This is a genomic window from Litorimonas sp. RW-G-Af-16 (assembly GCF_048319245.1).
GTDB lineage: Bacteria > Pseudomonadota > Alphaproteobacteria > Caulobacterales > Maricaulaceae > Litorimonas.
The window spans coordinates 2,472,905-2,497,024 of record NZ_CP166993.1; the positions used below are offsets into that span (position 1 = coordinate 2,472,905).

Below are 24,120 nucleotides of genomic sequence, written 5' to 3' on the forward strand. Positions count from 1 at the left end.
GAAGACGAAATGACGGAGTCCCCTTAGGGGTTAACGGATTGAAAGTTAGATAAGTTATGCCGAAACATTTGTCGTTTGACCAATTCTTTTCGCGCCGCACAGCCTTTTGTGTCAGCGCCTTGGCGGCCCTAATGCTGTCGGCCTGTGCCACGACATCTCCTGCGCCGACGAATTATCCCGGGCAAGCCCCTGTTGTGAAAGCGCCAACTGAGCCCGTCGATACGACACCGACAAAGTCCGCGGAGACCGACAAGGACGATGACGAAACTAAAGAGATCGTGCCAGATGCGCCCGACACGCCCGATGATGCTGACGACGATGAGACTGGTAATGACTATGCCCGCACAGGTGAGTATTTCAACAATCGAAACGGCTTGATACTGCCGCATATGGCGGGCAGGGATACGAAACGTCTGGCGATATTGCTGCCGTTTTCGACAGGATCATCACGCCTTCGTGAGGAAGCGACCTCGATGTACCGCGCGGCGGAACTCGCTGTGTTTGAACGCGAAGGCGCGGACGTCATGCTGATCGCGCTGGACACCAAAGGGACAGAGCAAGGCGCGCGCAGCGCAACGCAAGCGGCTGTGAACGCTGGCGCAGATGTGATCCTCGGCCCCATCATTGCGGGCAATGTTCAAGCCGCCGCCCGCGAAGCCCGCCGATCCAAGACGCCTTTGTTAGCCTTTTCCAATGATCAGAAAGTTGCTGGCAACGGCACGTATTTGCTGTCCTTCCCGCCCGAAGCCGAAGTCGAACGCATCGTCGATTATGTCGCCGATCAAGGCACAACGCGCTTCGCTTTCATGGGCCCAGACAATGGCTATGGCCGTCGAGTGAAGGGCGCATATCAAGCGGCAGTGGCAGCCCGCGGCGGGCAAGTCACGGCGTCCGAGACGTATAAGGGCAACGACATTTCCGTGATGCAGGAACCCGCGCAACGTCTGGCCACGATGCATGCGGCGTCGGAAGCTGAAGCCCGTCGCAATCGCGGCCTGACACCGATGGCATTTGAGGCGATCTTGCTGCCCGAAGGTGGTAATGCGCTCCGCTCCCTCGCGCCGCTTTTGCCCTATTACGAAGTTGATCCCGCCGATGTGCAATTCATGGGCACGTCGCGCTGGCAAGATGAAGACACGGTGCGTGAGCCCGCGCTGGCAGGCGGCGTCTTTGCCGGGCCAGACCGAGAAGCCCGCGCGGCCTTTGATGATAATTATGATCGCACTTACGGCGAAGACCCGTCCTCGCTTGCGACGCTCGCTTATGATGCAGTTGTGTTGGGCGCGTATATTGCCGATGGTGATCCGAAGTTGCGCCGCCAGCGGGCGGAAGATCCCAACGGCTTTTACGGTGTCGACGGGCTTGTCAGTTTCGATTCGGACGGGAAGCCCAATCGCGGGCTGGCGGTTTATACGATCCGCAATGGACAATTCCGCGTCCTTGACCCTGCGCCGACGACAACACGCCCAGAGGCGATGAATGTGGGCGCAACGCGGGTTAGCTTAGCAGCTGCTCGGTAAGTGTATTGAGAACAAGGCGGCCCTGATCCGTCGCCTTTAATTGATCGCCGCGGCGAATAAGGAAGCCAGACTGAATGAATGCCTCCAAAGTGTCTGCGGGCAAATCCTGCCCCGAAATCTGGCGGTAACGCGACAGCGAAATTCCGTCTTCTACACGAAGCCCCATTAGCACATATTCATCACCCCAAGCTTCTGCCGAGAGTGCCTCCCGCTCCATCAAGCCGAGCCGCGTATCCGCGGTTTTGGCCTGATAATCGGCAGGTCGCATCGCCGCTATCGTCGCATATCGCTGACCTTTCACAGTCAGCCGCCCATGCGCGCCGGGCCCAACCCCGACGTAATCCCCGCCTTGCCAATAGGTGCTATTGTGGCGCGAGCGGTGATCGGGTTTGGCGAAGTTGGAAACTTCGTAATGTTCATAACCCTCGCGGCTCAAGCGCTCACGGATCAAGTCGTAAAACGTCGCGCTCGGGTCTTCGCCGACAGCTTTCATATCGCCGCGCGCTTCGGCTTTCGCGAACGCTGTGCCGTCTTCAATGGTGAGCTGATAGGTTGAGATGTGATCGGGGTTATAGGACAGGGCCATGTCGAGATCGCGGCGGAGTAACACCTCTGTCTGCCCCGCCCAGCCAAATATCAGGTCGATAGATACAGACGGGAAAATGCGCCGTGCCATATGCAATGCCTCTTTGGCTTCTTCCGCATCATGGTCGCGGCCTAGCAGTTTGAGGGCAGGGTCGTGAAAGGTCTGCACACCGAGGGAGAGGCGATTAATGCCCGCCGCGCGATAGGCGTTCCATTGAGGCTCGTCTGCGTCATGCGGATTGGCTTCAATCGCAATTTCGCAATTATCTGCAATGCCCCAAAGGGTTTTAATTTTGGAGATAATTAAATCAATATCGTCAGGCGTCATCAGCGACGGCGTCCCGCCGCCAAAGTGGACCGAGGTGACATCTCGAGGCCCGCTCCACTCGCGCCAACCAGTGAGGTCGGTCAGGATCGCGGCGTTTAAATTCGGATCGTGCTTTTGCTTATAGACGTTGAAATCACAATAGGGGCAGATGCGCGCGCAATAGGGCCAGTGGATATAAATGGCTAGCGCGGTTGGATCAGCCATGATTGGGGAATTGATCTGAGAGGAATTTGGCAAAGGCATCGGCGCGGTGAGATTTGGCGTGCTTCTCGGCGGGGTCGATTTCCGCAAATGTCAGGCGGTCGCCGATTGCTTGGAATATCGGGTCATAGCCGAAGCCTTTATCGCCGCGCGGGGGCCACACAATTTGCCCTTCGACAGTTCCTTCATAGACCGTATTATGACCATCGGGAAAGGCCAGACACAAGGCACAAATGAAGCGTGCACTACGGTTGGGATTGCTGCCCATGAGGTCATGGACGTGCCACATCGCCATGTCGAAATCGCGCCCACCGCCCTCGACAGACGGCTTTTCAGCCCAGCGCGCGGCGTAAATTCCGGGATCGCCATTCAGCGCATCCACGGCCAAGCCGCTATCATCTGACAGCGCAGGCAGGCCCGCCGCTGTCGCCGCTGCCACAGCTTTAAGCCGTGCATTGCCCGCAAATGTATCCTCGGTCTCCTCAGGTTCGGGTAGGTTAAGATCGCCCGCGCTGAGAGTTTCCAGCCCAAACGGGGCCAACAATTCGCGGATTTCCCGCACTTTACCAAGGTTGTGAGAGGCAACAATAATTTGACGATGATCAGAGAGGGCACGGGACATAAATGTCCTCTAAGCGCTTGGGGCCAGCGCGTCAAAGATAAGATTACACACGCTTATGTTTAGAAGGCTTGCCATTCCATGATTATTGTTTATCAATATGTGCTATGAAAGAAACATCTTCTATGACACGATTTTTATCGGTGATTTTATTCGTGGGCATGATCGTTCTCGCGCTGGCTGTGGTGTTGCTCGTTAGCTCTGCCGCCTTCATGGTTTTCCCGTCAGAGCTTCAGGGCAAATTTTTTGAGGGTATTGATCATAGTAGCCTGCCAAAAATCACTGAACGCGGGCTGGCGATCGCCTGTGGCGGCGGTGCGATTATTGCGGCGGCGTGGTTTTTGGTCCTCAAAACCTTACGCTCTGTTGTGCAAACAGTTGGGGCTGGCGATCCTTTCGTGCCGGAAAACATCTCGCGCCTACGATTGATTTGGCTCGTGATTGCAGGCGCTGAATTGCTGCGCATGATTTTTCATTATGTGGCAAGCTTAGGGAATAGCGCAGCGGCTGATTTAGACATTCGCATCGGCACCTGGTTTCTGGTCTTTGTCATTGCGACGCTGTCAGAGGCTTTCCGCTACGGTGCGGAAATGCGCCAAGAGCAGGAATTGACAATCTGATGGCGATTAAAGTTAATCTCGACCGCGTGCTGCTCGACCGTAAAATGTCGCTGACAGAGCTGGCGGAACGCGTGGGCATTACGCTCGCGAATTTGTCGATCTTGAAGACGGGGAAAGCGCGAGCCGTGCGGTTTTCAACATTAGACGCGCTCTGTCGGGAGTTGGATTGCCAGCCCGCAGATATCTTGGTCTATGAACCTGATGAAGGTGAGCAAGAGTTAAAGGCGGCCGCTGAATAGATGATTATTAGTGGAAATACCTGCTCCCGCACGAAGCGAGAGCAGGGCATTTAATTATTTAAGTCTCTAAGACCCGTATTTAACGGAACAGCCATAGGGCGCTGTGTCAGATTTTGCCACCGCTTGACCTGCATCCATATCGGCCAAGGCCGCTTTGACGTAGTTCTTGGCGCCCGCAACTGTAGACGGGCTGGCAGAGCGGTTATCATCAATCGCGCCCTGATAAACGAGGGTTTGTGCCTCATCGATGATGAACATATGTGGTGTTGTCTTAGCGCTAAATTTGCGGCCCGCATCGCCTGATGGATCAAGGATGACGGCTGTCGGCGCGGCCCCCGTTTCCGCAACATGAGCATTGGCTTCTTCGCCAGTCTTATAGCCTTGCTGTCCCGGGGCGCTGGAGATCACGGATAGCCAGACGGTGTCGCCGTCCGCTGTCGCCATTTTCTGCGTGTCTTGCATGTTGTTCGTGCCGTAGTGTTTTTTGACATATGGGCAGCCCTCATTCGTCCACTCAAGCACAACGCGTTTGCCCGCGAAGTCTGAAAGGTTGTGAGTTTTGCCGTTAGAATCTGTGACGGTCATGTCGGACACAGTTGACCCTGTCGCGATTTTAGCGTGGGCAGAGCCCGCGACGGCGAGGCCCGCGATCAGGCCAGTTGTGATAAGGAATTTACGCATGTGTTCTCTCCAAAGTGAGTTTACTCAGACCCCCGAATAGCGTCTTCTACCACACTATACGTCAGAACTTGAGGGAGGATTTGCCCCTTCACGGAATTTTGATCAGGGCGGTAGACCAGATATAACGGCACACCAGCGCGGCCATAGCTCGCGAGTTCTTGCGCGATTTTATCGTTTTTATTCGTCCAATCCGCCACAACGAAGGCGGTGTCTGTCTCTTTGAACAGCTTGCGCATTTTCTCTGTATCGAGGACGAGGCGCTCATTGACTTTACAAGTCACGCACCAATCGGCGGTAAAGTCGACGAAGACGGGGCGGCCTTCGGCGCGGAGTGAGGCAACGGTTTCAGGTGACCATGCAATGGTGTCAGCTTTGGCTGTCGCCGTGGATGTGACCGCGCCTGCCGTGAGGGACATTGGCAGGATGAGGGCGGCGATAATAGCGGCCGCACCCATTGCTTTGCCTACCGTCCCGCGTTGCCAGAGCCAGATGCCAAAGGCGATCAACAAGGCGCTAATCAGCAGGGCGCTGAGGCCGTAACTGCCGACTTGCTGCCCCACGACCCAAGCGAGCCAGATGGCCGTGGCGAACATAGGGAAGGCGAGGAACTCTTTGAACCGCACCATCCAAGGGCCGGGCTTGGGCAATTTGGACAAGAGCGCTGGCACATAACCGAGCAGCAAGAACGGCGCGGCGAAGCCGAGGCCGAGCACGAGGAAGACGATGACTGTGATGAGGGCTGGTTGCGCCAAGGCATATCCCATCGCCCCCGCCATAAGCGGTGCAGTGCAAGGCGTGGCAACAATAACGGCGAGGGCGCCCGTGAAGAAGCTCCCGCTTTTGCCGCCGCGCTGCGTCAGGCTCCCGCCTGTATTTTGCAAGCGCGAGCCAAATTCAAATACGCCGAGGAGGTTTAGTCCGATGACGAACATCAACAAGGCCAAGACACCCGCGACTTTGGGCGACTGTAATTGGAAGCCCCATCCGAGGCTCGCGCCCGCCGCTTTGAGTGCGAGCAACACGCCGATCAAGACCATGAAGGTCGCCAGCACACCGAGCGTATAGAGCCACGCATCGCGCTTGGCTTCGCGTCGTTCTGAATGTGCCGACTTGGCAAGGCTGAGAGCTTTGAGCGAAATGATTGGGAAGACGCACGGCATGAGGTTGAGGATCAAGCCGCCAATAAAGGCCATAAAGATCGCAGGGATCAGCGTCACTCCGCCAACAGATTTCGGCGCAGCGCTCGCGCCAATCGCGAGCGTTTGTCCTGCGGCGAGAGCAACTTCCGTCCCGCGATAGTCGCCATTGGCATCGACATAGGTCAGCACGCCGTCAAAGCTGGCGGGTAATTCGCTGTCCCACGCATAGTCGGGGCGGGTGGAAATTTCGATACCGTCTGTGCCAATGCGCACGGCTTGCGGCTCGGAATGGGCCAAGACGCCTTGGTCGTAAGGGAAGTAATAGGCGTCGCTGTAATCGCCGTCTGGCAAACCCGTGAATTGGAGCGAGAGAATTTCAGTCGCGTCGACAGAGGCCGCGCCGCTCACATTGCCGCGCGTGGGGCTGGCCGCAATCGCGGCTCTGATCTCGGCGTCCCAGCGTGTGTCGACTTCCGGCTCGCCGACCATAATCTGTAGGCTCAGCGATCCATCTTCAGGGATGCAGACATCTTTGCAGACGAGGTAGTAGAAATCAGAGGTGAAGGTCAGAATCTCGCCCGGGATTGCAGAGGTCGGTATTGTGAACTGGACAGGGAAAAGCGGCGTGCCTTCAAAGCCGTAATTGATGATCGGGCCCGTCGCGATGGGGCGGGGCAGGGGCCAGACAATGTCGCCATGGGTCACGCCCTCTGGCAGCACCCAGTCCATTTGAACCGGTTCGCCGCTATCGCCGGGATTGCGCCAATAGGTGTGCCAGTGATCATCTAATTCTGTGCGAAGCGCGATGTAGAAGCTCTGCCCTGGCGCGACGGTATCGTGATCTGAAATCAGGCTTGCCGTGACGCGGCCCGTATCAAGCGGCAAGCTCTGCCGTGCGAGCGCAGGTAAGCTGAAGATCAAGACGATGAAGAGGCTAAGAAGTGTGCGTAACATAAGCGCCGTTTTACGCGAGGAAAGTTAAGAAAGCGACGACGAAAGCACCCGCCTCACGCAAAGTTTAACTGTGGCTGATCTGTGATCCGCGCATGAAAAAGCCCCGCTCGATCATTATAGATAATGACATAAGCGGGGCGTCTGTAATTTGATTTGAAGCGCGCTTACTTCTTTTTCTTCTTCGCGGCTTTTTCTGCCTTTTCGGCCTCTGCTGCTGAACGGCGCAGGGTCATGTTGACCAAACGCTGCCAGTTACCCAGTGAGATCAAGTGCGCATAAGCAATCGCCATATAGCCATTGGCGACAAATTCTTTAGTTTTGTCTGCTGGAAGGGCTTTGAGTTTTTCTTCGGAGATCGCGAAGTAATCTGCAATCTTCTGACGCGGTGCAGGTGTGCCGTCAGCGTTTTGACCTTGGAAGTTCATTTCTTTCGGCTCGAACAAATCCAGCTCTTTAAACGCTGTGATCATATTGGCTGTCGCCTGACGGTCACGTTCGAAGTTTTGAAGGAATTGGAAAGCCTCTTGTGTGAAGGCTGATGTTTCGTCACCTGTAAAGAAGGGTTGCTCTGCGCCCTTGGCGACCACACATTCCGCAGCTTCGTCAACGCAGACCACAAAGCGGTCATTGGCTTCGTCGCCCGCAAGGACGAAAGGATAGCGACGGGCGAAAGCTGGCATATAGAAGTCTGGCTCGAACTCACCGTCTGTGACGAACAGGTTTTCGCCAGAGCGAATACCCATCACAGCGAGCGGCGAACGATCAGCGCCCGCAAAGATGATTGGCATTGTCGTTGACGCGGCCCCGAATTCTGGCGCTGTCAAAGGCAGGAAGTGCTGATCTGCCATAAATGTAAACGGCTTTTTGACTTGTTTGACGCCGTGCTTAGAATGGCGGTCTTTGGTCAATGGGATCGGGTTCTTGTAGAACATAACATTTCCAGTCACGGAAACGGGTGCTTGTTGTTCGGCCATGTGGTCCTCGTTTGATTATATTTTAAAGCAGTTACGGACCCTTCCGTGCCTGCCAGTCAATTTCATCCCGCGCCCTTAGCGAAAAAGCGTCCAACTTTCAACAGGGGATTACGGCAGGCCGACCTGCGTAAAATAAGCGGTGGCGCGAGGGGGTGCGAACCGTTAGTGTAAGGCCATGCATGATCATACACATCGTGACGATATTCCCACCCGTATCGCGTCGGCGCGCGCTGTTTGCGAAGCGGCAGGGGAACGGTTTACGCCGTTACGCGCCCATGTGCTGGAATTGGTGATCAGTGACGGCGGCGCAGTAAAAGCCTATGATTTGCTCGACCGTCTTAAGCCTGAGATTGGCAGCCCGAAACCGCCCACGGTTTACCGTGCGCTCGAGTTTCTGTCCAAGCTCGGCTTGATCCACCGCGTCGAAGCGCTGAATGCCTTTATCGCATGCGATCATCAACATGACGGAGATCTGGCGGAGTTCTTTATCTGCGAGGTCTGTAACGCCGTCGAAGAGCGCCATGCCCATGATCATATTGACTGCAAGCCCGATGGATTTCAGATCAAGCGCAGCGTGGTCGAACATTACGGCCTCTGCGTGAAGTGCGCCGCTTGATCCTAATGGATGGATTTGTGCTGACATGGGCGGGGGAGTGTTCCAGCTGGGAATGTGACGATCTGGGGCATTTGAATATGCGCTATTACGTCCGCAAGTTCGGGCAAGCGCGCGCGGGTCTTTTCGTTCGCTTGGGTCTCACCCATGCCTATAAGCCTGGCACGAGTAGCACCGTGCGTGTGCGCGATTTCCATATCCGCTACCAAGCCGAAGCCCACCCCGGCAATCCACTCAAAGTGATGAGCGCGATCTTACAACTCCATGAAGATACGGTGCAGCTATGTCATATAATGTACCATGAAGACGGGCGCGTTGCTGCGAGTGCAGTTGAAACGGTGGAGCATTTCTACCTGACGGCGCACCGTACGTTCGCGTGGCCCAAACGGGTGCAGCTTTCGGCCAAGACGTTTACCGTGCCAATGCCAGATGTCGCCAAACCTAGAAATATTGATCTTTCAGTGGCCCATATAGGCCGCACTGCGCAGGTGCTGCGAGACGCTGGACTATGCCCTGTCGGTACAGGCGTGTTTGAGGCGAGCGAGACGGATATCACGGAATATGTCACGGCGGGCGCGATTTTCGGACGCACCACATCCTCTATCGCGTGGTTTCGAGACGGCTGGCCAGAGCTATACGACCACGCCTATCGCGAGGCAAATTTGTCAGCGACTCTGTTGGAGGCGAGATTGGTTTTCCATAATCATCCGCAACAAGGCGACGCCTATGACTATATGCCTGTTTTGGTCGGAGCTGATGCTTATACGCGCCGCTTTGTGCATAATCTGGTTGATCCGATTTCGGGCGAAAGCTGGGCCACGATGGAGGCGTGTGGCTGCAAGTTTGATCTGAATACGCGGCGATTGATCAAGATGACAGAGGCCGATATTGCCAGCTTGATGGCGGCTGCCAAGCCAGATTTGACGCCCTAAAATACGGCCTTATCCAAGACGCTCTGCAAAGCCTTCACAGCGAGGTCAGGGTGATTGAGCGGGAAGAGGTGGGCTAACTCTGGATCAAACTCAACGCTGATATTGGGCTGCTTGCGCTGCAAGGCCCGCCGCAGGCCAGGCGTGCTAACCGCGCCGTATTTCCCCGCATAGATCACCCGCGAATTGTCTGGCAGGGCATGTGCAGCTTCGAACAAATCATGATGTTGCGCGGCAAATATCGCTTGCTCCCACTTTGGATCACACGCCAAATGCCATGATCCGTCCTCGACCTGCCGCAGTCCACCTTCGATATAATCGCGTAGAATTTCATCGGGCATGCCGCGAAAGGCCCCTCGTCCTTGATAGCGCTCAAAGGCTGCTTCGGGGCTATCGAAGACGGATTTGCGTCGCCCCGCATTTCGCGCAATCGGCACTCGCTTTTTGAAGCTCTCTCGCCAAAACCGAAAGCCCGACACCCAACGGAAATAGGCGGGCAGCGTGACAGGGTCAAATCCTACATATCCCGCCAAGTTAGCTGTCAAAGCTGGCGCGCTCAAAATTCCTGATACGGACCCAAAGCTATGCCCCGCCAGCACAAAGCGTTTCGGCATGTGGGCCTGCGCAAATTCAATCGCGTCATCCCGGAAGATGTGCCAATTTGTCAGCGCGCCGACATCTGTTGGTAAATCCTGTGACTGACCATGCCCGCGCATATCCAAGACAATCGCAGGGCAATCTAGCGCCGCAAATATGCGCTGATAACAGTGAGCGTGAAATCCGTTTGCGTGCAGAAACAATAGACGCGGCGGCGCGTCTGGATCACCAAATCTTAGCGCAGAGATCGGCCCATCGCGCAGCGCAAAAGTCTCTCTAACATATGGCAAGTTTTCAGTCATGGGGTAGCTCTGCCACGCCCCGCGACCAAGTAAAGCCAAAATTCATAAATACCTGATATGTCGCAACCTCTGAGTTAGGGGATATGGGACTTCACATGTATAATTTAAAGCAAGTGCGCCAGTTTATGACGCATCTTTTGTCAATTTTCAGCCCGCGTTGCCTGCTGCTAAGTGCGGCGGCTGTGCTGGCGACGATGGTATCTATGATGATGGGTTGGACCGCGGATTATCCTATGGCCCTAATCGGGACTGCTGTGATTTTCCCCATCGTGTTTTCAATCAACAGTGCCTATCAACGGCGCGAGGAAGCGCTCGGTCACTACGCTCATATGAAAGCGAATTTGCGGTCTATCTATTTCATCCTGCGCACATGGAAGGTCGGCAAAGAGAATGAAGCGCCCGAAGTTTTGCAGAAAAATATTTCAGCCCCGCTATTCGCTGTGCGGCAGGTCATTACCGAGCCGATTGATGATCTGCGCAAGAACGAGCCAGAGATTTATTTAAGCTTTGCCAACCTCGCTGCAGTGATTGAGGAACGGGCGGAATTGTCGAAAGTGACGGGCGCGCAGGAAAGTGTCTGCCGCACTTACCTTAATAATGTCATGGAGCATTTTGAGGAATTAAAACATATATTCCAATACCGCACACCGCGCGCTTTGCAGGCCTTCTCGGACGTGTTTATTACAGTCCTGCCGATCCTTTACGCACCGGTTTTTGCCGCCATCGCGCTGAGCATTGATAATTATTATTTGGCATTTCTGGTGCCCGCTTTATTTGCGTTCGTGTTGTCGAGCTTGGACAATATCCAAGCCGATCTCGAAGATCCGTTTGACGGAATTGGCGTTGACGATATCGTCATCAACGCCGAAGTTTTCGTCGATTCCCTGACCCATCACTGCGAAGGCAAAGCCGCCTAAAGCGCGTGAACTTTGGCAGGGTCAAGATCATCTAGAATGGCTTGATCAAGGATTTTGAAGATCTCTTTGCGCGAACGTAATTTCGTCTCGCGGAAAGCTTTGGGGTTGGCCTGTTTAAACATTTGTCCCGCCATAGGGATCGCCATGGGCCATTGTTCAGCTGGGACAACGCGGTCAAAAAATCCCGCATGCATCGCGCCTTTGGGGCTGAAGATTTCGCCATTAATCACACAGCGATTAAAGTGGGATTTCGTCAAATGATAACGCCCCATCTCTATACCAAAATTATGCATGGTCATGCCAATCAAAGTCTCGTTCAAGCCGACTTTAAATTCGCCTTCCTTGATCATTGAGTAATCACAGGCCAGCGCGAGAAAGGCTCCCATCGCGATCGTGTGACCTGGGGCCGCCATAATAACAGGACGGGGATGCGCCATAATGCGGCGCGCAAACTTGCTGCCTTTTGACGTCAGCTCCAGCGCAGCCTGCGGCCCGCTGCCCATTTCCTTAAGGTCGAAACCGCCCGACATCATGCCGTCGCGACCTGTGATGATCACGATGGCGTCGTCTTTTTCTGCTGTGTCGAGAGCCGTATTTAACTCCGCCCACATCGCAGAACCCAGCGCGTTCGCCTTGCCGTCATCCAGCGCAATCACTGCCACGCCGTCATTGAATGTGTATGTGACTTTTTCCATATTAGGGCTTCCTTATCCGCTCGATTTCATCGGCTAGCGCGTGGTTCCCCTGCGCCTTGAGGGTGTCTATGATTCTGCCTTGCGTTGCCGCGTTTTTATTTTGGCTCAATTTACGGATACCGCGAACCTTGTCCATGCGCATTTCGAAATAGATGATATGCGGAAACAAGCGGGCGGCGTAGCGTGCCGCGTCCTCCATGGCCCAACCATCCGCTGGCTCATATTTTTCAGCCAACTCGCCCATGCGCTGAACACTCTGTTCCGCGCTGAGGGCTTGGGTCGTTCCGTGAACGTGAACCGCTGCATAATCCCATGTCGGGACAGATTTGTCAGGGGCGTCATAAAGCGTAGCCGAGATATAATCATGCGGGCCGTGGAAGACGGCCAAAAACACCATTTCCGTGCCGATAAAATCGACCATCGGGTTATTTCCGGCTACATGCCCGTAAAGATATTCGCCGTCCCGCACCAGAGGTAGGTGCGTCGCGAGAGGCCCGTCCTCGCTCGCACATGTCAGCATTGCAAAGCCGTGGGTGTCTATAATCCGATTGATATATTCGGGATCATCATCAGAATAATGGGGCGGAGGATAGGCCATAGAATTATTTTCGCCCTCATGGCTGAGGGCGAATAATTAATTAAAGGCTACGCGCGATGACGAGTTTCATAATCTCGTTCGTGCCGCCGTAAATGCGTTGCACGCGGCTATCGCGATACATGCGGCCAATGCGGTATTCATTCATGAAACCGTAGCCGCCAAAGAGTTGGAGGCAGCGGTCGATGACTTCACACTCTTTATCTGTCACCCAGTATTTCGCCATAGACGCTGTCACAGTATCTAATTCCCCGCGCAGATGTTTCTCGGCGCAATCATAGACAAATGTCTTCGCGATTGTGACAATCGTTTTGCATTCGGCGAGTTCAAATTGTGTGTTTTGGAAATTGATGATTGGCTGGCCAAAGGCTTTGCGGTCTTTGACATATTCAATCGTCATTTCCAGCGCGGCTTCCATTTGCGCCACGCCCTGCACAGCGATGTTGAGGCGCTCTTGCGGTAGCTCTTTCATCAACTGAATAAAGCCGTGACCTGTTTCTGGGCCAAGCAAAGCGTCTGCTGGGACTTTCATATCGTCGAAGAACAGCTCGGCTGTGTCTTGCGCGTCCATGCCGACTTTGTCGAGAATACGTCCGCGACGGAAACCCTCAAGGCCGTCCGTTTCAATGACGAAGAGTGATTTGGAGTGCTTACCTTCGCCGCCTGTATCGGCCACGACGACGATCAGGTTCGCTGTCCCGCCATTGGTGATGAAGGTCTTGGACCCGTTGATCACCCAGCCATTGCCGTCCTTTTTGGCATTGGTTTTGACGTTTTGAAGGTCAGACCCCGTGCCAGGTTCGGACATGGCAATCGCGCCGACCAACTCGCCAGTCGCCATTTTCGGCAGCCATTTTTGTTTCTGCTCCTCTGTTCCGTAATGCAGGATATAAGGCGCAACAATCGCGTTGTGCAGCGAGAGGCCAAAGCCGTCCACATTGGCTTTAATTAATTCCTCTTGGATAATCATTTCGTGGCGATAATCACCGCCGCCGCCGCCATATTCCTCGGGGATCGCGCAGTTCAGCAGGCCATATTCGCCCGCCATATTCCAGAACTTGCGGTCGACCTTTTTGTTCTTCCGAAACTCTTCTGAATGTGGCGCCATCTCTTTGGAATAGAACTTATGCACCGCGTCGCGGAACATATTGATGTCTTCTTCTTCATACCAGTCGGGGTTCTTAAAATCGATGGCTGCGGCCATGAGGCTCTCCTAAATATTCTGATCCAGCTTTTCTGGAATTATGGGTTATGCAAAACGCCTCGGCCTAAACCGAGGCGTTAATCAATTAAAACGCGGCAGCTTCTAGCGCCATAACAGGTTCTGCGCCGGTTTTGATTTTCGCCAGATGTGCGTCCATCATCGGGAGCATGCGGAGCATGAAGTAACGACCTGTGATGATCTTGTTTGGATAGAAATCTTCATTGCTACCGTCGTCAATCGCTTTCTGCGCTGTGACGCCCATCATCGCCCACATATAGGCCAGCGATGTCAGGCCCATCATGTGCATATAATCGACAGAACCCGCACCCGCATTATTGGGATTGCTCATACCGTTTTGCATCAGCCACATCGTACCTTGCGTCAGCTTATCCTTCGCGTCTTTGAGGCCCGTCATGAATTCAGCAAGTTTCTCGTTGTCGCCATTTTCCTTGAGGAAGGCATCGATTTCAGCGTTGAGCGTCATCAGTGCGCGACCGCCGTTGCGGGCGAGTTTGCGACCCACCAGGTCAAGGGCTTGCACCCCATTTGCACCTTCATAGATCAGAGCAATACGTGTATCGCGCACGAACTGGCTCATGCCCCATTCTTCGATAAATCCGTGCCCCCCGAAGATTTGCTGACAATCAATCGTTGTCTTCATCGCCATATCTGTAAGGTAGCCTTTGATCACGGGTGTCAGTAGGCCGAGATAATCATCAGCCTTTTCACGGAATTTTTCATCCGCATGAACCCCTTCCAAATCTTCAAGCAAAGCGGACCAGTAGACGAGCGCACGACCACCTTCGTTAAAGGCTTTGGTTTCCATTAACATGCGGCGTACGTCCGGATGGACAATGATTGGATCGGCGGGACCGTCCTCATTTTTTGGACCTGTCAAAGCACGACCTTGCGTGCGATCTTTGGCATAAGATGCCGCGTTCTGATAGGCGACTTCGGATTGCGCCAAACCCTGCATGCCTACGTCGAGGCGTGCGCGGTTCATCATCACAAACATGACACGCAGGCCTTTATTTTCCTCGCCGATCAGGTAGCCTTCCGCTTCGTCGTAATTCATGACGCAAGTTGAGTTGCCGTGAATACCCATTTTCTCTTCGATAGATCCACAGGTCACGGTGTTGCGCTCTGCGGGGTTGCCGTCGGCATCCAGTTTGAATTTTGGCACGATGAAGAGCGAAATGCCCTTCACGCCAGCGGGCGCGCCTTCGATCCGAGCGAGGCAAAGATGGATAATGTTATCTGACATATCATGCTCGCCCGCCGAGATGAAAATCTTCTGGCCAGTGATTTTATAAGACCCGTCCGAATTCGGCACAGCTTTCGTTTTTAACATCCCCAAATCGGTACCGCAGTGAGGCTCGGTCAGGTTCATCATACCCGTCCACTCGCCAGAGATCATCTTTGGCAGATAAGTCTGTTTCTGCGCATCCGACCCACCGATTTCGATCGCCTTAATCGCGCCATTCGTGAGGCCAGGATACATGGCAAAAGCCATATTGGCGGCTGACTGCATTTCACCTGCCGCGATGTGCCAAACGCCGGGCATGCCCATGCCGCCATATTCGGGATCTTGGGCGAGGCCCATCATGCCGCCTTCGACAACTTGCTGATAGGCTTCTTTGAAACCTGTTGGCGTTGTGACACTGCCGTCTGGATGACGCACGCAACCCTCATGATCACCCACTGCGTTCAGCGGTGCCAACACTTCCGACGTGAATTTGGCACTCTGCTCTAGGATCGCGTCGAGCGTTTCTGTATCGGCTTCGGCGAATTTTTCATATTCGGTCAGTTGTCCAACATTCAGGACTTCTTCCATCACAAATTTCATATCGCGGAGGGGAGCATTATAGGTAGGCATAGTTGTGTCCTTTCGGGAGTGTTTTATTCTAAGCGTTAGATTTTGTCTGAGCGTTTGCAGAGCTTGCTTGGCCGCCCGACATAAATTCAAAGGGGTTTGTGGTTAGGGTTTGGTCAAAGGCTGCTTGATAGCGTTTGGCCAAAATCGAGACGTCATCGGTTTCAGGTGATGAGCTGAGATAATCATCAATAATGCTGATGACTTGCTCCATATCCGCAGACAGACGGCGAAGGTCGTCGCGGCGGCGAGATAGCCCTTCGCTAACGGCTTCAAAATTTTTCTTCCGCCGCATCAATTCTGCGCGGTCCGTGATCTTGCCGCTCGTCACGTCAAACACGGCCTTAATATCGTCAAGCGAAAAGCCAAGCCGTTTGCCGCGCATGATCGCATCAAACCGTGCACGCTCCCGCAGACCAAACACGCGAACACCGCCCACACGCTGCGGTGATAGTAGGCCTTTGTCTTCGTAAAAGCGGATGGTGCGCGGGGTTACGTCAAACATATCGGCAAACTCTTTAATGCCCCAAACCGGGTCATTATCAACGTCATTTGCAACGAGATTGGAAGTTAGAATTGTCGTCATGAGGTGCGTATATGTGACGTTGACGTTAACGTCAACCTGAATCATGTGATCTATCTGCGACATTTTTGACGAGTTCTAGGACGAAATCGCATAAAAATAGCTTGGCAGACTGCCAAAAGGTTAACGGTTTAACGCTGCGTTAACCACAATCGTTGTCTAAAGACGTGTCTGGACGGGAGTCCTGCGTGTTGTTTCGCGTGGAATCCACACCATCAGGGGATATTGGGCATGGTTGAAAAATCAAAATCTGACGCAGTCACCGCAAAGCCTAAAGCGAAAGCGCGTACAGGCAAGCGTGCGATCGCCAAAGCTGCGACGACAAAGTCCAAAGTGCAGCCAGTTGCTAAAAAGACAACTACCAGAAAGGCGGCTCCCAAGAAGTCTGCTCCCAAGAAGTCTGCCGCCAAAAAAACCAGCGCCAAGAAAGCCGCTGCTAAAAAACCTGTCGTTAAAAAAACTCAGAACAAGACTGCCGCTAAGTCAAAACCAGCGCCGACAAAGATCAAATCCGTCAGCGATATTGCAAGCGCTTTACCCGCCTCATTGGCCAAAGCCACGTCCAAGCCCAAAGCCAAAACGACAAAAGCGCCAGTGAAGAAGAAAACGACCACAAAGTCATCAAAGCCAGTCACAAAGTCGGTGAAGACTGTCGCGGCTAAAAAGCCTGCAGTGAAAACACCTATTGCGAAGAAGAGAGTGGCCAAGACTTCAACGACCCAAAAGGCGAAGGTCAAAAAAACCACCGTACCCAAAAAGCCAACTCTTAAAAAGATTACGGCGAAAACACCTGTTACGAAGAAGCCAACCGCAAAAAAGACTATTGCCAAGAAAGCTATCGCTAAAAAGCCTGTTGTGAAAAAGGTCGCAGCCAAGAAAACCGCAGTAAAGAAAACTGTAGCCAAGAAAACCGCAGTAAAGAAAATCGCAGCCAAGAAAACTGTGACGAAGAAAGCGGTAGCCAAAAAAGTAACGGCCAAATCTGCGCCAATAAAAGCGACATCAAAAACGCCTGCGGTTTCCAAACGGGTGCGCCAAAAAACAGTGGCCCCTAAAACCCTGTCCGCTGCGTCAAAAGCCAAGCCGAGCCGCACGACGCTAACGACTTTGAAGGCAGCTCTAGCAAATCTTGAAGGGCGGCTGCAGCGCGCGGATGCTGTCACGCAACGTCACGTCACAACACTGCAGGACGCGATTGCAGCGCTGGAAACCCGCACAGTGAAAGCGAACTCAACGCAAAAAGCGGCCCTGACCCGCCAAGTCAATCAACTGACAAAAAAGCTCAAAGCCATCTCGGCAGAGGCTCGCGAAAGTGTCGAAGCCGAATTAAAAGCTGTTCTCTCTAACTCCGATGTGACCGAAATGGCCGCCGCGCTTAGCCGGGCATCATCGCGAATGGACGAGGCCGAGGCTGTGCAAAGTGAAGCGCTCCGCACGATTAATTTGAACCTTGCCCATATGGCGCGTGCCGTTGAAGCGCGGATCAATGATGAACGCAAAGCTCGGGAATTGGCCGAAACTGAGACGACTGCGCGCTTGAACGCGATCGAAGAAGACACGGCCAACGCTCTGACTCAAACAGGTGAAAAGATTGAAGCCTTGTCAGAGGAATTGCAAAAACGGCAAGCGGCAGATCAGACTCTGATTTCCGAAAAAGTGAATGAGTTGGCTGTTGAGACGCAAGCCGAATTTGAAGGCTTCCGTTCCAAAATGGATATTCGCGTGCAGCGCCTTGAAGCGAAATCAGCCAGTGCGGAGGACGAGACCAAATTTGAACGGATTGCCTATCAACTTGACCGTTTGAATTCACGGCTCGATACGCTGGAGCGTGACCTGACAGAGTTGGATGAGCGTCAGCAGAAAATAGAATCTGCGCCTCCCGCCTATGCGCCACCTGCAGATGTGCGTGAATTCGAGCAGATGGAATATCCGTCAATGGCCGCACAAAATATGACAGCGCAAGGCAGCTACCAAGCGGCGCCGCAAATGCTGGCTCCCAATCAATCTCCGTCTCAGGCTCCAATGACGATCCCGTCTAATGTTGTACAAATGCCAGACGCCTTTGCGCCGAAGCCTATTCCTTCGCAGCCAACACCTATGTCTGCCGCCCCCGCCCCCGCTTTTGAACCAGCGACAGAGCAAACACCTGAACCTGCACCTGAGCCGCCAAAACCGCCGCGGGCAGCCCATGAACCCGAGGAGTTTGTGCCGTCGGCCTATGCGCCGCCCGCGCCGAGCCAAACGCCTGAACCCGTCGCGTCAACGCCGCCCCCTGCGATGACCTCTGGCTATGCAGCGCAGACCCCAAATGCACAGGTGCCGCCAGTTCAACCGCCCGCTGCGCAAAATCTTTCACCCCAGGCCCCACAGGATTTTGAGCCCGCGCCAGAGCCGCTCATGCCTTACGATAACCCCGCCTATGCCGAAGGGGGCAGCCACGAAATGCGCGCGGAGCGTATTGGCGGCACAGAGAAAAAAATAGGGCTCTCAGATAAACTCAATCAACTCCCGATCAGTGGCCGTAATCTGCGTGTCGCGGCGGCGACCGTGGCGCTGGGCGCACTCGGGCTCTATGCGGGCAAGACCGTTCTTGGCATTGGAAACAATAACCCGCTGACAGTTAATTCAGACTATGCACAGACGCTTGAAGCCTCCAATGACTTCGATCCGCAAGCCAGCTTGCCTGTCGATCTTTCTGCGGATACCTCTCCAGCGATTGGACAATACGCCGATAGTCAAGCCCCTGAGGTCACGAATGAAGGTGCGTCCACACTGAGTGCGGCGGCAGAAGCAGGCAATCCCGTTGCACAATTCCAACTGGGACTCGCCAAGCTACAGCAAGGCCAAACGGATGAGGGCGTGACGCTGGTGCGGTTGGCAGCCAATAAAAACCTCGCGGCGGCGCAATATCGTCTCGCAAAATTATATGAAAGCGGCGAAGGCGTGTCGATGGACCTCGCTATGGCGCGGAAACTAACAGAACAAGCGGCGCAAGGCGGTAATCGTATCGCCATGCATGACCTTGCCCTCTACTATACTGACGGTCGCGGCGGTGTTGAACAAAACATAGGCAAGGCCGTGGGATGGTTCGAGCAAGCGGCAGAACGCGGCGTGGTCGATAGTCAATTTAATCTCGCTGTCCTATCCGAGAGCGGACAAGGCACCGAGCGCAATATTGAGACCGCCTATTTCTGGTATGCGATAGCCTCGCAACAGGGTGACCAATCTGCCAAAAAACGGATCGATGTATTAGGCGACACACTTGCGCCAGAGCAAGTCTCTGCTTTGGAGGCGAGGATCAAAGCCTTTGAACCGAAAGCTATCGACGAAGCCGCCAATGGTATCTTCCGCGATACGCCTTGGTCAAAATCTGTTGGCAGCAAGTCAGTGCAAATTAACCGCGTGCGCCAAGCGCAATCTATGTTGACGCAACTTGGCTACGAAACTGGCGGCGCGGACGGCGCAATCGGGCCAATGACGCGGGCGGCGATCATTAAATTCGAACGTGATAACGCCTTGCCAGAAACGGGCACAGTCAGCGAAGAATTACTGGATCGTTTGCAAGACGTTGCAGGGGCTTAAAATTTACGGCAGTCTGTCAGCCTATGGCAGACCACCCAATTATTCAGATTAGCCAGGCAACAGACCCCGCTGATGTCGCGGCGGTCAAAGCGCTGTTCTTGGAATATCTGCAATTCGTTGAACGCTATTTGGGACAAGATTTATCTTTCCAAGGCACAGATAAAGAATTCGCAGATTTCCCGCAAATTTATGACGATCTATTTCTGGCCAGAGTGAACGGGCAGCCTTTGGCGGCTTGTGCTATCAAGCCCTTGCCCAATGATATGACAGGCAAAATTTGCGAACTAAAACGTCTCTATGCGCGACCCGAGGAGTCGGGGCTTGGGGCTGGGCGCGGCTTTATTGGACGTCGCGATTAAGGCTGCGCGTGATCTGGGGTATGTTCACATGTATCTGGACACAGACCACGGCCTGACTCACGCCAATAAAATCTACGAGGCGGCGGGCTTTGTCGATATTCCTTGCTATTATGATAATCCCCTCGACAGTCGATATCTGGCGCTAATGCTGTAGGAACAAACGCAGCCGCGCGACAACCGTTTCCGCGTACAGCGCGTATAAATGACACAAAAGACTTTTACTGACCTGATGTGGGCTGGGAGTAATGACGTGAAAATGACGCTTATGATGAGCCTGGCCTGTCTGGCTTTATCTACGACGATGGCCTGCGCTCAAATGAAAGATTGTGCTATGAAAATGCCCCTCGAAACCTCGCAAGCCGTATCAGAATGGTATGCGGTTAATGACGGCGTTATGGGGGGAAATCCTCTGGCGGTGCGAAATTTGATCAGGGGCATATGGTCTTTGATGGCGTGATTAATACAAATGGCGGCGGGTTTTCGTCTGTGCGCCGCGACGTGACGCCAGGACTATTGCGTGAGGCGACAGGCCTTACGCTCAATGTGCGTTCAGATGGGCGCGAATATAAAGTCACGATGAAAACGCAGGCCCGTTTACGCGGGCGTTATATCTCGTTCCAAGGCGTCATCCCGCCCAGCGCGCCAGGCGAATGGGCAGTGGTGACTGTCAACTTTGATGACCTCAAAGCGTCAATTTTTGGACGTCCCGTGCGCGGCGCGAGCTTCGCCCCAGCCGAGGTCAGCGAGATCGGCATTATCATCGCAGATGGTCAAGACGGACCGTTTGAGCTGCATGTGAAAGATATAGCGTCATGCGGCTAGCGGGTCTTGCGCCGTTTGCTTTGGCGTGTCTGTGGCCGGTCTCGGTTGCGGCGCAAGAGCGTCCGCCCAATAGTTTTGAGCGACCTGACCCTAACGGCTGGAATGTAAGTGTGGGTGGCGGCGCGCTGCTATCGCCAAATTATCTGGGCGATGATGATTACGCGCTATCGCTTGTGCCGTCCATTCGTGTGACCAAAGGTGACCGTGCCTTTGCGTCTGTCGAAGGGGGCATCGGTTACGCGGTCATAGCGACAGATAATTTCCGCGCAGGCCCGCTGGCACAAGTTGAATTTGGGCGCGACGAAGACGGCGGCGGCCCATTTCGTGCGTCGGGTGACCGCACAACTGACTTGATCGGCTTGGGCGATATAGACACCTCTATTTCATTGGGCGGTTACGCGGAATTTGATTTTGGAAAGATCACGGCATCCGCCAAATTGGGTCAAGCCATTAGCGGCCATGACGGCCTGACGGGGGAGCTAGGTCTACGTTATAAAGGCCGCGTCCAAGGCAATGGCCCGCCGATAATCTACAGCTTTGGCCCCAGCCTAAACTTTGGTGACGCGACCTACACCAATGCGTTTTTCGGCGTAACAGAGACGCAATCAGCGGCGTCTGGTTTGGGCGTTTACGAGGCGTCTGGCGGGGTAACGTCTTACGGCGTGTCCACCAATGTGATCGTCCCTATGACCCGCACGGTGACAGGCAATATCATTGCGCAATATAACCGCTTAACAGGTGACGTTGCGGACGCGCCCCTTGTTCAACAGCGCGGCAGCGTCGACCAAGTTTTTCTCGGCGTCATAGCGTCTTATAGATTTAATTAATTACGCAGCTTTATGAAGCCCGAACGCATTGTGCAGTGCGCGCACGGCAAGTTCGGTATATTCACTATCAATCAACACAGAGATTTTGATCTCCGACGTGGCGATAACTTCAACATTGATGCCGCGCTCAGCCAGCGCTTCGAACATGGTTTGCGCAACGCCTGTATGGCTACGCATGCCGATGCCGACAACGGAAACTTTGGTGACGTCTTCATCATATTTAATGCCTTGGAAGCCGATGCTTTCCTTCCCCGCTTCCAGTGCTTTCAACGCTTTATCCAAGTCGCGCTTGCCAACGGTGAAGGTCAGATTGGCGGCGTTGTCAGAACGAGAAATCCCCTGCACAATCATATCGACAATGACATTGGCCTCGCTGAGGGCGCGGCAAACTTTGGCGACCATGCCAGGCTTGTCTTTCAAGCGCAGCAATGTGATTTGGGCTTCATCGCGCGAATAGGCGACGCCGCTAACAACGCGTTCTTCCATGGTTTCATCCTCGTGGCAAACTAGAGTTCCGGGGTTATCTTCGCCGACTTCCGCCATGCTTGTCAGCACGCGGATCGGCAAATTATTATTCATCGCCAGCTCGACGGAGCGGGTCTGCAAGACCTTCGCGCCCAGGCTCGCCAGTTCCAGCATTTCTTCAAAGGCGATACGGCCCAAGCGGCGGGCGTCCTTGGCGATACGTGGGTCGGTCGTATAGATCCCGTCGACATCAGTATAAATATCACAGCGATCCGCTTTCAACGCCACGGCCAATGCGACAGCAGATGTATCTGATCCGCCGCGGCCCAGCGTCGAAATCCGTCCCGTATCGTTCACGCCTTGAAAGCCTGCAACAACAGCAATGTTGCCACCCTCCATAGACGGCCCAATGGCAGAGCTTTCGATCTCGGCGATACGGGCTTTGCTATGCGCCATATCTGTGCGGAGTGGAATTTGCCAGCCAAGCCAGCTTCGCGCTTTCAGACCGCGACGGCGCAGGGCAATCGACAAAAGGCCCGACGTGACTTGCTCACCCGTGGCCACGATCGAATCGTATTCGTCTTCGATCTCTGTGCCGTTCTTAATACCGTCAGGCGCCGCGTCCGCGTCCAGCGCATCGACCAGCGCGACAAGTCGGTTGGTTTCCCCGCTCATGGCGGAGACAACGACAGCTACTTCATTGCCATCCTTCGCTTCTTCTGCGACCAAACTCGCCACATGACGAATCCTGTCCAGATTGGCCACAGACGTTCCGCCGAATTTCATGACGATACGCGCCATTGATAAAGCCCTCTTGTAAAATTAGCGGCGCTTTTACGCGCGTGGCGATTTTTTTCAAGAGCGGAGTTTTAGGTTTGGAATCTAGGTCAGGCAAACCACCGCCGCGCCAACCCGTCCTATTGCTCCGCTCATGCGTAAAGACTAAGAGCGGCTCGACGACGATAGGAACAGACCATGCCACACGACCACACCACTGACGCGCCAGACCACATCCAAAGCGTCTCTGTCGATCCCGCTGAAATGGCGAGCTTCTCGCGCATGGCGGAGGATTGGTGGAATCCGACGGGGATGTTTAAGCCGCTGCACGTCATGAACGGTGCGCGGTTAGGGTTTATCAAGGACGCTTTGTGCGAGCATTTCCACCGTGACCCCGATGCGCCTCAGCCGCTTAAAGGGTTACGTGTATTAGATATTGGTTGCGGCGGTGGTTTATTGTGTGAGCCGCTGACACGGCTGGGCGCGAGTGTGACGGGTGTGGATGCGCTGGAGCGTAATCTCAAGACAGCTAAGACCCATGCCGAGCAAGTGGGTCTAGAGATCGATTATCGCCACGGCACGATTGAGCAACTCGTCAAATCGGGCGAAGCGCCTTACGATGCCGTGCTGAATATGGAAGTGATTGAACATGTCGCCAACCCGCCAGAGTTCATGGCGGACTGTGCGGCGATGGTACGGGAAGGCGGGGTGATGCTCTGTTCGACGATTAACCGCACGATCAAGGCCTTTGCGCTGGCGATCGTGGGCGCGGAATATATCCTACGCTGGCTGCCCAAGGGCACACACCAATACGCCAAGCTCGTCAAACCGATTGAAATCACGCGCTGGCTGAAAGACACGGGTCTACAAATTGAGCAGCAAACGGGCATGACTCTGAACCCCATCACGCAGAATTGGACATTCTCTGACGATATGTCGATTAATTATGTAACCGTCGCGCAAAAGCCTGCGCGCAATTAATTAACTCGGTTTTAACTTTTTGCCCAAGTTTTACGGGGGTATGCGTTATTGCATGAGTTTACCTTCCGTTAACCCTGTGAATTAATCATGTATAACACTGTGCATGACTTAATTTAGCCAAATTTCTGTTTATTTATAT

General features: G+C 54.0%; 25 protein-coding genes. 13 read left to right on the forward strand and 12 right to left on the reverse strand.

Going from position 1 to position 24,120, the window contains the following annotated elements; genetic code table 11:
* Nucleotides 1-56: 56 nt before the first annotated feature.
* Nucleotides 57-1,520 (forward strand): penicillin-binding protein activator, encoded by a 1,464-nt coding sequence (locus tag AB8615_RS12180; RefSeq protein WP_409432841.1) that lies wholly within the window; start codon nt 57-59, stop codon nt 1,518-1,520.
* Here the strand turns inward: AB8615_RS12180 and hemW are convergent.
* Both hemW and rdgB read right to left on the reverse strand, forming a co-directional pair.
* Nucleotides 1,498-2,637: a radical SAM family heme chaperone HemW gene (gene hemW / locus AB8615_RS12185; protein WP_409432842.1), complete on the reverse strand. Its 1,140-nt coding sequence runs from the start codon at nt 2,635-2,637 to the stop codon at nt 1,498-1,500. The two genes, AB8615_RS12180 and hemW, sit on opposite strands and share 23 nt — an antisense overlap.
* On the reverse strand, nt 2,630-3,256 hold the full coding sequence (gene rdgB / locus AB8615_RS12190) for an RdgB/HAM1 family non-canonical purine NTP pyrophosphatase (protein ID WP_409432843.1): 627 nt from the start codon (nt 3,254-3,256) through the stop codon (nt 2,630-2,632). Before rdgB ends, hemW begins: the two co-directional genes overlap by 8 nt.
* A 122-nt stretch (nt 3,257-3,378) precedes the next feature.
* On the opposite strand from rdgB, the gene AB8615_RS12195 reads away from it, so the two are divergent.
* On the forward strand, nt 3,379-3,873 hold the full coding sequence (locus AB8615_RS12195) for a DUF2975 domain-containing protein (RefSeq protein ID WP_409432844.1): 495 nt from the start codon (nt 3,379-3,381) through the stop codon (nt 3,871-3,873).
* Nucleotides 3,873-4,112, forward strand: coding sequence for a helix-turn-helix domain-containing protein (locus AB8615_RS12200; protein ID WP_409432845.1), 240 nt, complete (start codon nt 3,873-3,875; stop codon nt 4,110-4,112). The genes AB8615_RS12195 and AB8615_RS12200 overlap by 1 nt, the downstream gene beginning before the upstream one ends.
* Nucleotides 4,113-4,178: 66 nt before the next feature.
* Here AB8615_RS12200 and AB8615_RS12205 read toward each other — a convergent pair whose 3' ends face one another.
* The 3 genes from AB8615_RS12205 to AB8615_RS12215 all read right to left on the reverse strand — a co-directional run bounded on the left by AB8615_RS12205 (nt 4,179) and on the right by AB8615_RS12215 (nt 7,860).
* Nucleotides 4,179-4,793, reverse strand: a complete 615-nt coding sequence (locus tag AB8615_RS12205; RefSeq protein WP_409432846.1) for a redoxin family protein — start codon at nt 4,791-4,793, stop codon at nt 4,179-4,181.
* Between the two features lie 20 nt (nt 4,794-4,813).
* The gene (locus tag AB8615_RS12210) at nt 4,814-6,886 is read right to left on the reverse strand and encodes a protein-disulfide reductase DsbD family protein (protein WP_409432847.1); all 2,073 of its coding nucleotides are present in this window, start codon (nt 6,884-6,886) and stop codon (nt 4,814-4,816) included.
* Between the two features lie 164 nt (nt 6,887-7,050).
* Nucleotides 7,051-7,860, reverse strand: a complete 810-nt coding sequence (locus AB8615_RS12215; RefSeq protein WP_409432848.1) for a SapC family protein — start codon at nt 7,858-7,860, stop codon at nt 7,051-7,053.
* 175 nt (nt 7,861-8,035) lie between these two features.
* Between AB8615_RS12215 and AB8615_RS12220 the strand changes: the two genes are divergently transcribed.
* Both AB8615_RS12220 and AB8615_RS12225 read left to right on the forward strand, forming a co-directional pair.
* Nucleotides 8,036-8,476 (forward strand): transcriptional repressor, encoded by a 441-nt coding sequence (locus AB8615_RS12220; protein WP_409432849.1) that lies wholly within the window; start codon nt 8,036-8,038, stop codon nt 8,474-8,476.
* Nucleotides 8,477-8,481: 5 nt separating this feature from the next.
* A complete protein-coding gene (locus AB8615_RS12225; protein ID WP_418153107.1) occupies nt 8,482-9,405 on the forward strand; it encodes a thioesterase family protein in 924 nt (307 codons plus the stop codon).
* Here the strand turns inward: AB8615_RS12225 and AB8615_RS12230 are convergent.
* Nucleotides 9,402-10,301, reverse strand: coding sequence for an alpha/beta hydrolase (locus AB8615_RS12230; protein ID WP_418152449.1), 900 nt, complete (start codon nt 10,299-10,301; stop codon nt 9,402-9,404). The two genes, AB8615_RS12225 and AB8615_RS12230, sit on opposite strands and share 4 nt — an antisense overlap.
* A gap of 83 nt (nt 10,302-10,384) precedes the next feature.
* On the opposite strand from AB8615_RS12230, the gene AB8615_RS12235 reads away from it, so the two are divergent.
* Nucleotides 10,385-11,218, forward strand: coding sequence for a hypothetical protein (locus AB8615_RS12235; RefSeq protein WP_409432852.1), 834 nt, complete (start codon nt 10,385-10,387; stop codon nt 11,216-11,218).
* On the opposite strand, the gene AB8615_RS12240 is transcribed toward AB8615_RS12235, so the two are convergent.
* The 5 genes from AB8615_RS12240 to AB8615_RS12260 form a co-directional block, all read right to left on the reverse strand.
* A complete protein-coding gene (locus AB8615_RS12240; protein WP_409432853.1) occupies nt 11,215-11,913 on the reverse strand; it encodes a crotonase/enoyl-CoA hydratase family protein in 699 nt (232 codons plus the stop codon). The genes AB8615_RS12235 and AB8615_RS12240 overlap by 4 nt on opposite strands.
* Nucleotide 11,914: 1 nt before the next feature.
* Complete coding sequence (locus AB8615_RS12245; protein ID WP_409432854.1) at nt 11,915-12,511, reverse strand: FMN-binding negative transcriptional regulator; 597 nt, start codon at nt 12,509-12,511, stop codon at nt 11,915-11,917.
* 40 nt (nt 12,512-12,551) lie between these two features.
* Nucleotides 12,552-13,712: an acyl-CoA dehydrogenase family protein gene (locus tag AB8615_RS12250; RefSeq protein ID WP_409432855.1), complete on the reverse strand. Its 1,161-nt coding sequence runs from the start codon at nt 13,710-13,712 to the stop codon at nt 12,552-12,554.
* A gap of 85 nt (nt 13,713-13,797) precedes the next feature.
* Nucleotides 13,798-15,588, reverse strand: coding sequence for an acyl-CoA dehydrogenase C-terminal domain-containing protein (locus AB8615_RS12255; RefSeq protein ID WP_418152450.1), 1,791 nt, complete (start codon nt 15,586-15,588; stop codon nt 13,798-13,800).
* A gap of 28 nt (nt 15,589-15,616) precedes the next feature.
* Nucleotides 15,617-16,216: a MerR family transcriptional regulator gene (locus AB8615_RS12260; RefSeq protein ID WP_418152451.1), complete on the reverse strand. Its 600-nt coding sequence runs from the start codon at nt 16,214-16,216 to the stop codon at nt 15,617-15,619.
* Between the two features lie 183 nt (nt 16,217-16,399).
* Here AB8615_RS12260 and AB8615_RS12265 point away from each other — a divergent pair, with 183 nt between their 5' ends.
* The 6 genes from AB8615_RS12265 to AB8615_RS12290 are packed head-to-tail and all read left to right on the forward strand — an operon-like array spanning nt 16,400 to nt 21,758.
* Entirely contained in the window at nt 16,400-19,750 is a 3,351-nt protein-coding gene (locus tag AB8615_RS12265) for a peptidoglycan-binding protein (RefSeq protein WP_409432858.1), read from the forward strand.
* A 23-nt stretch (nt 19,751-19,773) separates the two neighbouring features.
* On the forward strand, nt 19,774-20,109 hold the full coding sequence (locus tag AB8615_RS12270) for a hypothetical protein (RefSeq protein ID WP_418152452.1): 336 nt from the start codon (nt 19,774-19,776) through the stop codon (nt 20,107-20,109).
* Nucleotides 20,093-20,263, forward strand: coding sequence for a hypothetical protein (locus AB8615_RS12275; RefSeq protein WP_418152453.1), 171 nt, complete (start codon nt 20,093-20,095; stop codon nt 20,261-20,263). The genes AB8615_RS12270 and AB8615_RS12275 overlap by 17 nt, the downstream gene beginning before the upstream one ends.
* Before the next feature lie 48 nt (nt 20,264-20,311).
* The gene (locus AB8615_RS12280; protein WP_418152454.1) at nt 20,312-20,566 is read left to right on the forward strand and encodes a hypothetical protein; all 255 of its coding nucleotides are present in this window, start codon (nt 20,312-20,314) and stop codon (nt 20,564-20,566) included.
* Nucleotides 20,548-20,931: a CIA30 family protein gene (locus AB8615_RS12285; RefSeq protein ID WP_418152455.1), complete on the forward strand. Its 384-nt coding sequence runs from the start codon at nt 20,548-20,550 to the stop codon at nt 20,929-20,931. The genes AB8615_RS12280 and AB8615_RS12285 overlap by 19 nt, the downstream gene beginning before the upstream one ends.
* A complete protein-coding gene (locus AB8615_RS12290) occupies nt 20,922-21,758 on the forward strand; it encodes a MipA/OmpV family protein (RefSeq protein ID WP_409432861.1) in 837 nt (278 codons plus the stop codon). The genes AB8615_RS12285 and AB8615_RS12290 overlap by 10 nt, the downstream gene beginning before the upstream one ends.
* On the opposite strand, the gene AB8615_RS12295 is transcribed toward AB8615_RS12290, so the two are convergent.
* Nucleotides 21,759-23,024 (reverse strand): aspartate kinase, encoded by a 1,266-nt coding sequence (locus tag AB8615_RS12295; RefSeq protein WP_409432862.1) that lies wholly within the window; start codon nt 23,022-23,024, stop codon nt 21,759-21,761.
* Between the two features lie 174 nt (nt 23,025-23,198).
* On the opposite strand from AB8615_RS12295, the gene ubiG reads away from it, so the two are divergent.
* Nucleotides 23,199-23,981: a bifunctional 2-polyprenyl-6-hydroxyphenol methylase/3-demethylubiquinol 3-O-methyltransferase UbiG gene (gene ubiG / locus AB8615_RS12300; RefSeq protein WP_409432863.1), complete on the forward strand. Its 783-nt coding sequence runs from the start codon at nt 23,199-23,201 to the stop codon at nt 23,979-23,981.
* Nucleotides 23,982-24,120: the final 139 nt, after the last annotated feature.